Origin of the sequence: Leisingera sp. S232 (assembly GCF_049800895.1) — a bacterium.
Taxonomy (GTDB): domain Bacteria; phylum Pseudomonadota; class Alphaproteobacteria; order Rhodobacterales; family Rhodobacteraceae; genus Leisingera.
The window spans coordinates 1-14,111 of sequence record NZ_JBNAFX010000022.1 but is presented as its reverse complement, the minus strand read 5'-3'; the positions used below and the strand labels follow the sequence as shown (position 1 = coordinate 14,111).

Here is a 14,111-nt window from a genome sequence, read left to right as displayed (position 1 = left end):
TCTGCCGGGAGTGCAAATCCTGCCCGGCCCGGAATTGTAGATTTCACAGTCAGGGCTTGGCGGTCACCAGGATACGGCTGTCGAGCGAGCGGATGCGGCTGGAGTCTGCATCATAGCTGGCCTTCAAAGCCTCAGCAAATCCCACCGCACTTTCTGATGTTGGCCGCATACCATCGAACAGGGGTTCAGCGGAATGCAGAACCAGCACCTTGCTCTTGCCCAGCGAACTGTCATCCACTTTGAAGGCGATGCCGCCATTGGCCGCGGATTCTTCCAAGCTGTAGGCGACCCGCACCGGGACCTCGCCCTGTGCGCCGTCGCGCAGGCTGGCAACCGCGTTGTCCTCCCGCGAGATATTCGGCAGCAGGTGGAACACATTCCCGGATACATCAAGGATGGAAACCGTGAGATATCCGTCGGTCACGCCGTTGGGCAGAACCACGTCGATCACCGGGTTTTCGCCGACAAAGAACCGGCCAGAGGGGTTCGGCTCCACGGATGTCCCGCCAACCGCAAATTCCACCCCAGCCCCGCCGGACGGTGCTTTGGGCAGATGCTGTTCAACCACACAAAGAGCGTCATTCAGCACTTCCACATCCAGAACCACCTGCCGTTCATGTGCCAGCGCGCGCAGCGCGTCAAACAGCTCCAGCCGGGTGGCAGTGCTGGCGACGCGGCCGCTGATCAGGATCGGGTCGGCTGGGCCGTAACCTTCAAAATGGCCGTTGCCCTGGCGCACCAGCGGCCCGCAATCGGCAAAGCTGTTCATGATCGCTTTTACTTCTGCGACCGGCAGCATCGGCAGTTCAAACCGGATGTCTGCTTTGCCTTCCAAGGCACCGGGCAGCCCGTTGCGAAACAGCTCATTCAGCATTTCCGCGACGTTGGTGTCATCTGTGGTGCCGGTCAGCCGCGCCTTGTTGTTGCTGACAACCAGTCGCCATTCCCGCAGACCGCTAAGCGGTTTAACGGTGTCCAGAATGTCAGCGCCCCAACTGTCGGCAATGGCGCCGGAGGCAAGGGTAAGGTCGGCATCCTGCGATAAACCCAGCAAGCCATCGCGCACCGCTTCGGAAGGTACGTTGCCAACGATTTCGACCGGGCCATCGGCCGGTTTCTCTGCAATCAGTGAATAAGGACGGGCCACCGGATAGCTAGGCCCCAGGACACTGTCGAGAAAGCCACCAAAATAGGCGCCGGCCCCGCCACCGCCGAGCAGCAGAAGCACCAACAAAGCGGCCCAAAGCCCGCTACCGCCCTTTTTCGCCTTTTCTGCTGCGGGTTTTGCAGCGGGCGGAGATTGGGGTGGCGCAGGTCTGCTGGTCTGCGGCACGATGATGGTGGCGTCTTCATTCGGCGCATCCAGCAAATCTGCCAGGCTGCCGCCGTCCGACCCGCTACTGGGGTCGTCCAGAAATGCCAGAACTTCGCCTGCGTTTTGGAACCGGTCATCCGGGTCCGGGGCGCACATCCGGTCTATCAGCGCTTTCAGCGGCTCGGGCAGGCCATCGGTGTCCACGGGCTTTTGCTTGTTTTCAACCACTTCCATCGGGTTGGCACCCAATTTCGGCGCCGCGCCCCGAAAGTTAGCCAGCAAAAGCGCGCCAAGTGAATAGATGTCAGAGCGGGCATCGGTGTTCCCGCTCATCTGCTCAGGCGCTGCATAAGAGTATTTGCCGGCAAATTCATTGCCGACAATGGTCTGGGCACCAGGGTTGGTATCCTTGGCGATGCCGAAATCAATGATCACCGCCTCTGCCGGGTCGCCGCCGCGCAGGATGATGTTGTCCGGGCTGAGATCGCGGTGAACGATATTGCGCGTATGCGCCGCCTGCAGACCCTGCACCACCCGGCGACAGACAACCAGCAGATCTTCGGCCGACATCGGCCCCTGTTTCAGGCGCTTGTCGAGACCGGGACCGTCGACATAGTCCATCAGCAGATAAATATGGCCGTCCGGGGTGCGGTGGTTTTCCGAATAGCGCACCACGGCTGCGTGACGGATTTCGCGGATGTTCTCTTCACGCGCCATCAGGACGGTGAAATCCTCGTTGGCGGCAAGCTCCTGCTTCAGCACCTTCAGGGCAACCAGATTGCCGGAGATTTCAGAGCGCGCCTTGTAGACATCGGACGTGCCGCCGCGGCCCAGCAGGCATTCAATCCTGTAGGTATTGTTCAGCAGATCACCCGGCTGGAACAAGTCGCCAGGGCGCGATTCAAGCATAGAGGTCTCCCTGGCCTTTGTGCCGGAGCGGGTCCGGGCTGTTGTCAGCCCAGAGCCTGAAATTCAACGCGGCGGTTTTCATCGGCGCGGGTGTTGTTTTGGTTGTAAGGGGCGGTCTCGCCCATGCCGATGGCCTTCAGCATATTCTCTGGCACGCCGCAGGAGCTGATCAGATGACGCCGCACCTCCTGTGCGCGCAGCAGGGACAGCCGTTCGTTATATGCTGCCGAGCCGGAACTGTCGGTATGGCCGATGATCTGGAAAACCGTGTCATCCAGAGCCTTCATCGAGGCGCACATATTTGCCAGTTTCGGTTCCTGGTCGGACCGCAAAGCGGCACTGTCGAAATCAAAGGAGATCTGAATATTGATCTGTGTCTGCTGATCTAAGGGGGAGTATTCCTCCGCCGCGGCAGCCACAGTCGCAGTTTCCTCGGTTGTGTCCTGGCCCGTGTCCGCGCTGCTGGGCACAATGACCAGGCCGCGGGTCTTCTGTTTCTTGAAGGCTTCTGTGATTTCTTCTACCGACAGCTCGCCGCTATTGGATTGCGCCTGTGCCATCGGCGCGAAAATCAACCCGGCCCCCAGAATGCTTGTAAAAATACTTTTCAGGCGGATCATGCTCTGCGCTCTCCCCTACCGCTGCAACATGGGGACAGCTTATACCAGCACCAGCAGCCTGCCAATGCCGGGCAGAGCCCTGTGCAGGAAAAAAACACGGTGTTTCCGGCAAGTTGTAATCAGGGGGTTTACTGCCGGCCGGTGAAGGATTGAAATGGGCGCAAATGAACCAGGAGGAAAAATGCGGGTACTGCCAGCTGTGATTATTGCCATCGGCCTTGTGCTGGCTCCGGCTATCTGGTTCGGGCTCAGCTGGCTGCTGAACGAGGAAGATTACCAAGGCGCCGGTGGTGTCGATTCCACAGCGCGGATCGAGCTTGAAATGCTGCGCCAGCAGGTTGAGGATCTGCAGGCCAGGATGACGGACTTGCAGAACGAAGTTGCCAGCCTGCCTGCCGGAGGGGCTGACACAGGCAGCCCTTTCACTGATGATGCGGCCGGCGAGGCCGCGATCTGGAATCAGACAGGCGGCGCTGATCTGGATTATGCCCAGGTGGTTCTGATTGCGGACCGGCTGAACGTGAACCGCGGCCTGCGGGTCACCGGCGGCAAATACCTGACCGAGAGACTGGGCCGTCCGCGGCAGGATCTGAACGACACCTGCCAGCCGATGACAAATCCGGACCTGAAGGAAAAACTGGTGACCGAGCAGGTCGGGCCGATCCGTGTCAGCATGCTGAGCCCGGCCATCGAAAGCCTGAAAGTGGTTTTTGAAAACATCCGCCAGGCTGACCCCGATCTTTATGCCCGCATCAACACCGCTGGCGCGCTATGCGTGCGCCGGATTCGCGGCACAACCAATTCACTGTCCACCCATAGCTATGGCCTGGCGGTTGACCTGAATATTGACGGTAAGCTGGATAACTTCACCGATGGAAAAACCCAGCTGGGGCTCACCATCATGGCGGATTTCTTCTACGACCAAGGCTGGGTCTGGGGTGCCGGGTTCCGGCGCGAGGACAGCATGCATTTCGAAATCAGCCGCCGCCAGCTGGATGAATGGATCGCAAACGGGCTGCTGTAGGCCGTTTGTCCCGGCAGTATCCAGCCGGCCAAAGCAGGCCATTGCTGGAGACAATCGCTGCGGCGATCCGCTGGTACCTGACCAGTGATCTGCTGCGGAGAGCTTTCGAATTGTGGGGTCAGGTGCATATAGGGGCGAAATCCTGCGCTAAGGACATTTGGGGGCTCTGTACCATTTGAACTTGCGTGAAAATCCATCCCGTAACCCTTTGAACTGCTTGAGAGCGTTTTGGTCGCCACAGACAGTAGCTTAATTGGGACAAAGAAGGTCGGCTGAGCCGGACCAAGCGGGCTTTCTCTGCGGCTGCGCCAAAGTTCGCTTTGTTCGGTGTAAGGGGTCAAGTACAGCTAATCTATTGTCGGGGGACGACCATGAAAGCTCAGATACAGTTGTTGCATAGACTTTGGCATTACATCCCAAGCACTAGCCGCTGAATTCGGTTGCACCTCCCAAAAAAGGTTCTCGACAAAACTAACGTCAATGCAGTTTTTGACCTCATTGTCGGAGCCCTGAAGCTGTTCCCCAAAATAGGAGAAAACCGACGACACATTAACACCTTCATCCGGAGCACCCATTTGATCATTGATTGCGCCAGCAAGGCTTTCAAACCAGCTAAACGCAGTTTCATCATCAACGCTGTCCCAAACTTTGATGTGTCTGGCGTCCGCAGCTTGGGTCACTTCAGGGAAGCGCTTTCGAAAGTCGTGATACATTTCCCTTACGCTCATTTTTGAACTGACCTGCAACCTTGAGTGAAGCTACTTTGTGGACCTTGGTTCGCTTCGCAGCATTGGTCAAGTTGGGCTCGGAGCCGACCTTGCGGTGGATAAAGCCTTAGCGCAGGATCGGCTGCAAGCAGGGCGGTTATCCCTCCAGACCATAGGCCTGCCGGATTCCGCGCTGGGTTCCAGGTCCGAAGTCCCCGTCGATCGAGCCGGCGTAGAAGTTGTTCTCCTTCAGCTTCTGCTGGAGCGCCCGCCGGGTTTCAGCAGTGAACATATTCGGGCGGTCACTCAGCAATCCAAGGACATCAGAACTCCCGCTGCGCAGCGCCGCATACAGGTAATGCGCTGAATCTTCGGGGCCTTTCGAGGGGATCAGCCCATCATCTATCAGCGCTGCAAAATTGAACTGTGCCTGCGGGTGACGCAGATCAGCGGCCCGTTCAAAGAACGTCAGCGCCTTTTTGGGGTTGGCCGGCAGCCCCAGGCCGCCCTGATAATGCAGGAAGCCAAGATCGTTGATCGCATCGGCAAAATTCTGATCTGCAGCAGCCTGATACAGCTCCAGCGCCTTGGCTGTGTCCACATCAACACCGGTGCCGCGCTCATATAGTTTGGCCAGTTCAAACTGCGCTTCGGGCGAACCGGCATCAGCAGCCCGTTGCAGGAAATCCACCGCTGCCGCAGGGTCGAACCGGCCCTCATTCGGGTTGAGCCGAATATAGGCCAGGCCCAGCATCGAACGGGTGTCTCCCAGCTCTGCCAGGGCCAGCAGCTGTTCTTCCTGATCCGGTTTGATGGCAGCCCATGCAGCGGAGGCATCGGCGACAGAAATCGGAGCATCATTTTCACCAGGGCCTGCCAGATAGAAGGGTACGCCTGTGAGCGAGCCATAGGTGTGCGGCTCCTGCAGGTTGGCGGTGCTTTGCAGCACCTGGTCACGGACCTGGCGGAACAACAGGCTGATCTCCAGCCCAGGCTGCACCATTTTTTCCATCAAAGCCGTGGCATAGGGGGAATTGCTGCCGCTGCCGTCCAGCGCCACCTGGCCATCCTTGGCCGCAAAGGCCACAAGCGTGCCGCGGTCCGGATCAGCTGGCGCCATGCCGCCGCCGCCACGGGTTGTCGCTGTGGTTTCAGCCGTCTGGCTGCTGCTTTGCTCCAGCGCGATGGAATCGCCCAGCGGGTTGTCGCGGCAGCTGTCCAGGATCACGATCCGCATCTTCCGGGCCCGGTCGACCGCGCTCAGCAATTGTTTCAAGGACAGTGACTGGCGCTGTACATCGCGGTTGCTGGCAACCTTGGCATCAGCAGGGATCAGAAAATTCTCACCCTGCACTTCAATCCCGTGGCCGGCGAAATAGACCAGTGCCAGATCCGCGACTTCGGAGCGGAAGGCAAAATCCTCCAGCAGCTGTTCCATTTCCGACGTGCCAGGGTCGAGCGCCAGGCTGACATCAAAGCCGATGCCCTCCAGCGTGTCGGCCATGGCAACGGCGTCATTCCGGGTGTTCTCAAGCGGCGGCAGATGTTGATAGTCAGCAACCCCGATAACCAGAGCAATGCGGTCAGCAGCTGCCTGCGCGCTTGCCGCAAACAGCAGACAGGCGGTGAAAATCAAAGGTTTGAAAAGAAAAGACATGGGGACACCCGGGATAGCGAATTCAGCTATGCCCAATGTAGTCCTTAGCGGCAGCAAAGAAAAAGAAAATTCGCCACGAACGTCTGCAGCAGACAGCCCCCGCCCGGAAACGGGCGAAGGCCGCGCAATTTTAAGTGCTTGCCAAATTGCCGGCTGAGCGCAGCCGGTCGCGCAGTTTTTCAAGGGTGACCCCGGCAGCTGCAGCTGGCAGATCTGCCGGGCCGGACTCGTTCACCTGGGCCTGCACCCGCTGGTAGAACCCAGAAAGCCCCGACAGGGTCTGAATCACCAGGTCAAAGTCCTGCAGCGCCCGCAGCTCCTGACTGGTTGGCGGGGTGCCCCGCTCCAGAACATCAAGGACCACGTCCTCCAACGTTTGCATCTGGCTGCGCAGCTGCTCCATTTCCCACGCCGATGCCGCGCAGAGTTCGCCAAGGGCCTTGTCGGGGTGTTCCATGTTCAGAGCCGCCCGACAACCTGTTCGATGGCCTGTTTCATCGTTGCCACAGTAAATGGCTTGCGGACGATGTTGTTCAGACCGATCTGCTTGCCGACCTGGATGATTTCCGGGGTGGGCTTACCGGTCACCAGGATAAAGCCAACCCGCTGGGTGACCTGGTGGCTGCGCAGCGCCTTCAAGAGACCCAGCCCATCCATACCCGGCATGTTGTAGTCCGAAAGCACCAGATGCACAGGCGTTTGGGTCAATTTCTGATAGGCACCTTCGCCCGAATTCTCGACCATGTAATTCTTGATGCCGATCTCATCCAGGCTTTGTGTGATGATCCCCCGGCTTGTCGACATGTCATCGACAACCATGACACGGAGAGAGTCTTTCAAGCTCATTTTTCTTTCCTTCTGCTCTGCATGCAGCCGCGGCTGGGGTTACCTGCCAGCGGGTGAGTTGACATAAGTGGTGATCCCGGCCGTCTTCAGGTGCTGCGCAGCCGGGCCTGACATGCGCTCGGAGTGACCAATGAAGAGGGTACCGCCCGGGTTCAGGGCATTCTGGAAGGCGCTCCAGACTTTCTGCTGGGTCGGATTGTCGAAATAAATCGCAACATTCCGGCAGAAAATCGCATCGAACTTACCCTTGAAAGGGAGGGGTTCGATCAGGTTCAGCACCCCGAATGTGATCAGCTTGCGCAGGCTGTCCGGCAGTCGCCCGTCCGGATCGCGCTTGGGCACCAGTTTGCTGTATTTGGCATCGATCTGGGCCAGCTCATCCTCAGGGTACTTGGCGGCCTGGGCGTGGCGCACCACAACCGGGTCGATGTCAGTGCCCAGGATCTTGATATCCAGATTGGCTGCTTCCGGACAGGCGTCCAGCAGCGTCATGGCGATCGAATACGGCTCCTGCCCGTTGGAACAGCCCGCGGACCACAGCCGCACCCGGCCGCCGCGGCGCGCCTGTTCGATCAGTGGCGGCAGCACGTCGTTGCGCAGGGTTTCAAAGTGATGTGGCTCCCGGAAGAAATGGGTCACATTTGTGGTCAGCAGCGACAACAGCCCGCTGCGTTCCTCGTCGGCATTAGGACCGTCCAGACTGGCAAGGTAGTCCTTGAAGTTGGTGATATTGCGCTGGCGCAGCTTGCGGGCCAGGCGCGACGACACCAGTGGCTTCTTGCTTTTCGCCATCGCCAGGCCGAAGTTCTTATGCGCGAACTGCGCAATCGCTTCAAACTCCTGATCCGACAGGGAAAAGCTGTCCACTTTGGGATTGATGGTACCTTCTGCGCTCACAGCATCACCTGTTCCGGAGCCGAGATGACCGCATCCAGATTGATGATGCGCACCATGGTGTCATCATGGGAGATGATGCCCTGGATATACTCCATCGTATTGCGGCTATCCACCGGCGGGGTGTCCTGGATGTCATCCGGGTTGATCGAGATGATCTCGGAAACAGATTCAGCCAGCAGGCCGACCGGTTTACCGTGCACCGAAACGACGATGACCACATTGCGCTCGCTGGCCTCAGTCTGCTGCAGGCCGAAACGGGCAGAGAGATCATAGATGGGGATCACTGCGCCGCGCAGGTTCATCACCCCCAGCACATCGGCGGGGGCATGCGGCAAAATCGTTACCGGTGACCAGCGCCGGATCTCCCGGATCTGGGTGATCTTCAGGCAGAACGCCTGCCCGGCCACGGTGAAGCTGACAAACTCGCTGTGTTCAGCGTGTTTCACTTCTTGATCTGTTTGCTTCACTTCAGCTTGCATTGCTCATTCTCCGCTCGGTGTCAAAGGCGGCCGCAGTGGGCGAGGCCGCAATGATGCTTTCTGGATCCAGGATCATGGCGATCTTGCCGTCGCCCAGGATGGTTGCTGCGGCGACGCCGGCGATCTCTCCGCAGACGCCGTCCAGGCTTTTGATCACCACCTGGCGCTGGTCGTGGATGTCATCCACTGCCAAGGCGCATCGCTGGCCGGTTTCGGTTTCCACCAGCAGGTAGACTCCGGCCTGCTGATCGCTTTCGCGGTACAGTCCCAGGCTGCCGGCAACATCGCAGATCGGCACGAAATTGCCGCGGATCGACAGCAGGGTGCCATCGGCGCCAAGGCTGTTGATCATGTCGTCGCTGCCGCGCATGGTCTCGACGATTGATGTGATCGGCACCACCATGGTCTGATCGGCAACTGACACCACCATGCCATCCATCACCGCCAGCGTCAGCGGCAGGATGATGGTAAAGGTGGACCCTTTGCCGGGTGTGGACGAGATGTTGATGCGCCCGCCGAGACCGGTTACCGCATTTTTCACCACGTCCATGCCCACGCCGCGGCCAGAGAGGTTAGACACCTCCTTGGCGGTCGAGAACCCCGGTGCAAACAGCAGGTTGTCGATCTCGGCATCCGTCAGCTCGGCGTTCTCCGGGATCAGGCCCTTTTCGATTGCGATCTGTTTGACCCGCGGGCGGTTCACGCCGGCACCGTCGTCCTTGATCTCGATGCAGACACTGCCGGAGCGGTGCGAGGCTGAAAGCCGGATTTCGCCGATGTTGGACTTCCCGGCGGTAGTGCGGTCCTCAGGTTTTTCAATACCGTGGTCCACCGCATTGCGCAGGATATGCGTCAGCGGGTCAGACAGCCGTTCGATCACGGTTTTGTCCACCTCGGTATTTTCACCCTCATTCACGAGCTTGCAGGTCTTGCCTGTGGCAGAAGAAGCTTCCCGGACAATCCTTGCCATCCGCTGGAACAATGGCTTTACCGGCTGTGCACGGATGGCCATGACACCTTCCTGAATGTCGCGGGCCAGATTCTTAAAACCCTCCAGCTCGGTTTCGACATCCCGCGTATCAGATACCGGAAGATTTGCGATCTGCTGAGCCAGCATCGAATGGTTGATGATAAGCTCCCCGACAGCGTTGATCAGCCGGTCCACCCGCTCGAGCTCGACGCGGAGAGTCGGCTTGGGTCCACCGCGCTGCTCCTGTTTGCCGCTCTCGGCTTTCGGGGCCGATGCCTTTTCTTCGGCAGGTGCCGGCTTGGCTTCGGGTTTAGGTGCGGGGACCGGCGGTTCAAAAGGGGCTGATGGCGCCTCCCCCTCAGCGGCATCTGCTGCTGCGGCAGCAGGGGCGGTAGGAGCAGCAGCGGTTGCAGGCGGTGTGCTGAACATCGCATCCAGATTCGCCAGCGCATTGGCTTCCGCCTCTGCATCGCCATCGCCTTCGATCGACAGCTCGCACAGGCCTTCGACGAATTCAAAGACAGCCTCAACCACAGAGCGCAGCTCCTTGGTGACCAGAACCAGGTCCCAGGCCAAATAGGCTTCGCTTGTGTCCATTGCGTCAAAGCCGGGCAGTTCGTTGTCGTCCAGCTTGACGGTCAGTTCACCCATATCCTTGAGCGCCTGGAACAGGAAGAACGGTTCGTTGCCGGTGCCGTACATTTCCTTTAGCGGCTGGAAACGGATCCGATAGGTCTCTTCCTGCGGTTCCGCCGGTTCACCACCGCCGATATCACCCAGGTCGACCATCGGTGCAGCACCAAGCCCCATTGGCTCGAAGGTGAGGTCTTCCTCTTCTTCGGGGATATATTCATCCAGCGCTGCCAACAGCGTATCGTTATGCGCCTCGTCTATCTGGCCGCCATCCCGGGCGGCCTCGACCAGCGCTGACAGTTGATCGCTGGACCGCAGCAGCAGCTGAACCAGTTTCGGGTCCAGCTCCAGCCGGTTGGAGCGCACTTCGTCAAACACGGTTTCGAACCGGTGGGCAAAAGCCACCAGATCATCCAAGCCAAAGGCTCCGGCGCCACCCTTGATAGAGTGCACGGCGCGGAAAATCGCATTGACAACCTCAGGGTCGTGATCGCCTCCTTCGATAGCGGTCAGCCCTTCATCCGTTGCTTCAAGGAGCTCTTCGCACTCCTCAAAGAAGGTATCCTGAATCGATCCCGACATCCTAGGCCGCCGCTCCAGTCACGCGCTTGAGCGCAAAAATCAGCGACGCATCGTCAAACGGCTTGGTGATCCAGCCGGTTGCGCCGGCACCGCGGGCACGGGCCTTCAGCTCCGGTGCGCTTTCCGTGGTCAACACCAGAATCGGCACTTTGGAATTAATGCCGGAGCCGCGCAGCTCCTCAATCACGCCGAAACCGTCGAGGTTCGGCATGTTGATATCGGTGATTACCACGTCCGGGTCCACATCAGGGTACATGTCGACACCATCGCGGCCATCGACCGCACAATGGTATTCAAATCCGGCCTCTTCCAGGGTCGCGGCGAGAAGATTCCGGATCGTGCGGGAATCGTCGATTGCCAGAACTTTGGTTTTCATGCTGTTTCCTCGTCTTCAAAACGGTTTGGCTCCAGCCCCAGAAGCGTCAGGGACTTGCGGCAGGATTCAGTGATATTGGTGACTGCGAAGCCTACCTCCTCGGACCGCCACTGCTGTTCTGCACCAAGCAGAAGCTGCAAGCAGCGTGAGGGCATCAGGGCAACGCCGCTGCAGTCGATTTCGACTGCCTTGGCGCGCGCTCCCTGAAGGAAGGCGATCAGCGGATCCAGTTCCGCGAAGGCGTTTGGCAGATCCAAAACGTGCTTTTGCGTTTCCATAGTCATATTCGGCGATTCGCACCCCCGTTGTCGGCGATCAATTCGAGTTCGATGAGGCAAGTCTTAGGTGCCGGGCCTTAACATTTGATTGCCGCCCCACCCGCGCAAAGAGAGATTCATAAGGAGAACGGCAGCAATTTTACGGAAGAATTCCGATCAATTTTTATCTGTGTGCCAGTGACCAGAGAATCACTTCGCCGCGAAGAATCAGGCGCCTTGTTCGCCCTGCGCACAGCCTTCAGCTGCATCTTTACCGAACCTTCAGAAAGTGACGCCGGAGCGCAGCAGTTTAGAGCGTGTTTCTGCCTAAAAATGCCGCAGAAACCGTCCCCTGTAAGCGGCAAATTAACATCTGCGGCGCAATCTGACCGGCATTACTCTTGCGGCAGCCTAGGCCGCACTGCTCTTAGGAGGACGGAATGAAAGTGTTCAAATCGCTCAAGCTGGCGCATAAACTGCCGCTTTTTGTTGTTGGGTTCGGTGTGCTTGTGACTGCGATTCTTGTCACCATCAGCACTATCAGCTTCCAAAACAGCGCTGAAAAAAATGCCGAGGACCAGTTCCGGTCCATGGTGGCAGACCGGAAATTTTCAATTCAGACACTGCTGGATGGAATTCACGCGGATGTGAAGACCCTGGCGGCGGTGCCGTCAACGGCCACTGCCATCGAATGGCTGACCATGACCTGGAATGATCTGGACGGAAATGCGGGCCAGATCCTGCGCCAGGCCTATATCGACGACAACCCTAATCCTTTGGGGCAGAAGCACCTGCTGATCCGCGGTTCAGGCGATTCGCCCTACCACATGCATCATGAAACCTTTCATCCAGCCTTTAAAACTCTGATTGACAGCAAGGGCTATTACGATGCCTTCCTGATCAACCTGGCCGGCGATATCGTCTACTCGGTGTTCAAGGAAAACGATTTCGGCACCAATATGATGTCCGGCCCGTTCAAGGATTCCGGCCTGGCTAACGTTTACCGTGCAGCGCTGGAAGGCAACCGCGGCGAGGTGTTTTTTGCAGATATGGCACCTTATGCGCCGTCTGGCGGTTCGGCTGCAGCCTTTGCGGCTGTGCCGGTGGTGAATGATGCCAATCTGACCGTCGGCGTGCTGGCTGTTCAGATCCCAGTGGATCTGCTGGCGGCCATCGTCAACAGTGAGAAGGGCATGGGTACCACCACCCAAGTATATCTGGCAGGCGATGACTTGCTGGCGCGGACACCGGCCCGTTTTGAAGGCGGCTTTGACGTGCTCTCCCGACTGCCGGACGCAGAGCAGGTGCAAACAGCATTTGACGGCGACTCACATGTTCTGCGCGGTGTCAGCGGCCTGAACGGGCAAAAGGTTTTGGCCTATTCGGAACCGCTGCCGCTGGCCTTTGCCAATTGGGCCATCATCGCGGAACAGGATTGGGCTGAACTGATGGCTCCCGCCGTGAAGAAGCGCAACATGTTGCTGCTGGCATCGCTGATCTGCGCCGGTTTTGTGTCGCTCTTTGGCTGGCTGTTCGCGCGGTCTGTGACCCGACCGATTGACCGGATCTGCACCGATATGGAGGCCGTGTCCTCCGGCGATCTCGACATCGAGGTCGACGCGGCAAACCGCGGCGATGAAATCGGCAAGATCGGCCGGACCCTGGTCTCCATGCAGGACGACCTGAAGCTGGCCCGCGCCGCCGAAGAGGAGCGCGCCGAGATGCAGCGCCAGCAACAGCAGGTGGTGGAAAACCTCAGCGCCGGCCTGGTGCAGCTGGCGGATGGCGATTTCTCGCAGCCGATCACCTCTGCCTTCCCGGAAGAATACGAGCAGCTGCGGCAGAACTTCAACAGCACCGTCAGCAACCTTAGCGGCACTGTGCAGCAGGTGATCGAAGCTTCCGGCAGTATCCGCAATGGCGCCGCCGAGATCAGCCAGGCCTCCGACGACCTGTCGCACCGCACCGAAAGCCAGGCGGCAACGCTGGAGCAGACAGCTGCGGCACTGGATGAGCTGACCGCCAGCGTCAAATCCGCCGCCGACGGCGCCCGCAGCGTCGAAACCACCATGGCCGAGGCCCGCACCGAGGCGGAGAACAACCGCGAAGTGGTGCAGAGCGCGGTCTCGGCGATGACCGAGATCGAGCAGAGCTCGAACCACATCAGCCAGATCATCAGCGTGATCGACGACATCGCCTTCCAGACCAACCTGCTGGCGCTGAACGCCGGCGTCGAGGCGGCACGGGCAGGCGAGGCCGGCAAGGGCTTTGCGGTGGTTGCCAGCGAGGTGCGCGCCCTGGCGCAGCGGTCCTCTGACGCGGCGATGGAGATCAAGACGCTGATCGGCGACAGTTCCAAACAGGTGGAACGCGGCGTCGATCTGGTCGGCAAGGCCGGCGAGGCGCTGCAGAGCATCGTCGAACAGGTCACCCATATCTCGCAGCTGGTGTCTGGCATCGCCGAAGGCGCCGCCGAACAATCGACCGGCCTGCATGAGATCAACACCGGCGTGACCCAGCTGGATCAGGTGACCCAGCAGAACGCAGCAATGGTCGAAGAGGCCACCGCGGCTGGCCACATGCTGAACACCGACGCAGGCAAACTGGCGGAGATGGTCGCACATTTCCGGGTCTCCGGCAGCGCAGCACCTGCCGCCCGCCGGGCAGCCCCCGCTGCCGCAGCACCGACCGCACCGGCCGCCAGCCCGGCCCCTTCCGCACATGGCGACAACAGCTGGGATCTCGAAGCCAGCCCGGCCCCAGCCGCCGCGGCAGCCGACAGCGGCAGCAACGCCGCACGCGATCTCTGGCAGGACTTCTGAAAAATCCAGAAGGCGCC

Annotated in this window: 13 protein-coding genes; 2 read left to right on the top strand and 11 right to left on the bottom strand. The window is 59.4% G+C overall.

Annotated elements, in window-relative coordinates; translation table 11 throughout:
- Positions 1 to 49: 49 nt before the first annotated feature.
- Together ACP151_RS13710 and ACP151_RS13705 are read right to left on the bottom strand one after the other, a co-directional pair.
- Positions 50 to 2,224, bottom strand: coding sequence for a protein kinase domain-containing protein (locus ACP151_RS13710; protein ID WP_424979465.1), 2,175 nt, complete (start codon positions 2,222 to 2,224; stop codon positions 50 to 52).
- A gap of 44 nt (positions 2,225 to 2,268) precedes the next feature.
- On the bottom strand, positions 2,269 to 2,844 hold the full coding sequence (locus ACP151_RS13705; RefSeq protein WP_424979464.1) for an OmpA family protein: 576 nt from the start codon (positions 2,842 to 2,844) through the stop codon (positions 2,269 to 2,271).
- Between the two features lie 181 nt (positions 2,845 to 3,025).
- Here ACP151_RS13705 and ACP151_RS13700 point away from each other — a divergent pair, with 181 nt between their 5' ends.
- A complete protein-coding gene (locus ACP151_RS13700; RefSeq protein WP_424979463.1) occupies positions 3,026 to 3,868 on the top strand; it encodes a M15 family metallopeptidase in 843 nt (280 codons plus the stop codon).
- Positions 3,869 to 4,215: 347 nt separating this feature from the next.
- Here the strand turns inward: ACP151_RS13700 and ACP151_RS13695 are convergent, their stop codons facing one another.
- The 9 genes from ACP151_RS13695 to ACP151_RS13655 all read right to left on the bottom strand — a co-directional run bounded on the left by ACP151_RS13695 (position 4,216) and on the right by ACP151_RS13655 (position 11,299).
- A complete protein-coding gene (locus ACP151_RS13695) occupies positions 4,216 to 4,596 on the bottom strand; it encodes a DUF7674 family protein (protein ID WP_424979462.1) in 381 nt (126 codons plus the stop codon).
- A gap of 136 nt (positions 4,597 to 4,732) precedes the next feature.
- Positions 4,733 to 6,232, bottom strand: a complete 1,500-nt coding sequence (locus ACP151_RS13690) for a caspase family protein (protein ID WP_424979461.1) — start codon at positions 6,230 to 6,232, stop codon at positions 4,733 to 4,735.
- Between the two features lie 130 nt (positions 6,233 to 6,362).
- Positions 6,363 to 6,689 carry a hypothetical protein gene (locus tag ACP151_RS13685; protein ID WP_424979460.1) on the bottom strand — a complete coding sequence of 109 codons (327 nt, stop codon included), beginning with the start codon at positions 6,687 to 6,689 and terminating at the stop codon, positions 6,363 to 6,365.
- A 2-nt stretch (positions 6,690 to 6,691) separates the two neighbouring features.
- On the bottom strand, positions 6,692 to 7,078 hold the full coding sequence (locus tag ACP151_RS13680; RefSeq protein ID WP_424979459.1) for a response regulator: 387 nt from the start codon (positions 7,076 to 7,078) through the stop codon (positions 6,692 to 6,694).
- A gap of 39 nt (positions 7,079 to 7,117) precedes the next feature.
- Positions 7,118 to 7,975 carry a CheR family methyltransferase gene (locus ACP151_RS13675; protein WP_424979458.1) on the bottom strand — a complete coding sequence of 286 codons (858 nt, stop codon included), beginning with the start codon at positions 7,973 to 7,975 and terminating at the stop codon, positions 7,118 to 7,120.
- Positions 7,972 to 8,454: a chemotaxis protein CheW gene (locus ACP151_RS13670; protein WP_424979457.1), complete on the bottom strand. Its 483-nt coding sequence runs from the start codon at positions 8,452 to 8,454 to the stop codon at positions 7,972 to 7,974. Before ACP151_RS13670 ends, ACP151_RS13675 begins: the two co-directional genes overlap by 4 nt.
- Positions 8,444 to 10,639 carry a chemotaxis protein CheA gene (locus ACP151_RS13665; protein ID WP_424979456.1) on the bottom strand — a complete coding sequence of 732 codons (2,196 nt, stop codon included), beginning with the start codon at positions 10,637 to 10,639 and terminating at the stop codon, positions 8,444 to 8,446. Before ACP151_RS13665 ends, ACP151_RS13670 begins: the two co-directional genes overlap by 11 nt.
- A 1-nt stretch (position 10,640) precedes the next feature.
- Positions 10,641 to 11,015 carry a response regulator gene (locus tag ACP151_RS13660; RefSeq protein ID WP_424979455.1) on the bottom strand — a complete coding sequence of 125 codons (375 nt, stop codon included), beginning with the start codon at positions 11,013 to 11,015 and terminating at the stop codon, positions 10,641 to 10,643.
- Positions 11,012 to 11,299, bottom strand: coding sequence for an STAS domain-containing protein (locus ACP151_RS13655; RefSeq protein WP_424979454.1), 288 nt, complete (start codon positions 11,297 to 11,299; stop codon positions 11,012 to 11,014). Before ACP151_RS13655 ends, ACP151_RS13660 begins: the two co-directional genes overlap by 4 nt.
- Before the next feature lie 413 nt (positions 11,300 to 11,712).
- On the opposite strand from ACP151_RS13655, the gene ACP151_RS13650 reads away from it, so the two are divergent.
- Positions 11,713 to 14,094 carry a methyl-accepting chemotaxis protein gene (locus ACP151_RS13650; protein WP_424979453.1) on the top strand — a complete coding sequence of 794 codons (2,382 nt, stop codon included), beginning with the start codon at positions 11,713 to 11,715 and terminating at the stop codon, positions 14,092 to 14,094.
- Positions 14,095 to 14,111: the final 17 nt, after the last annotated feature.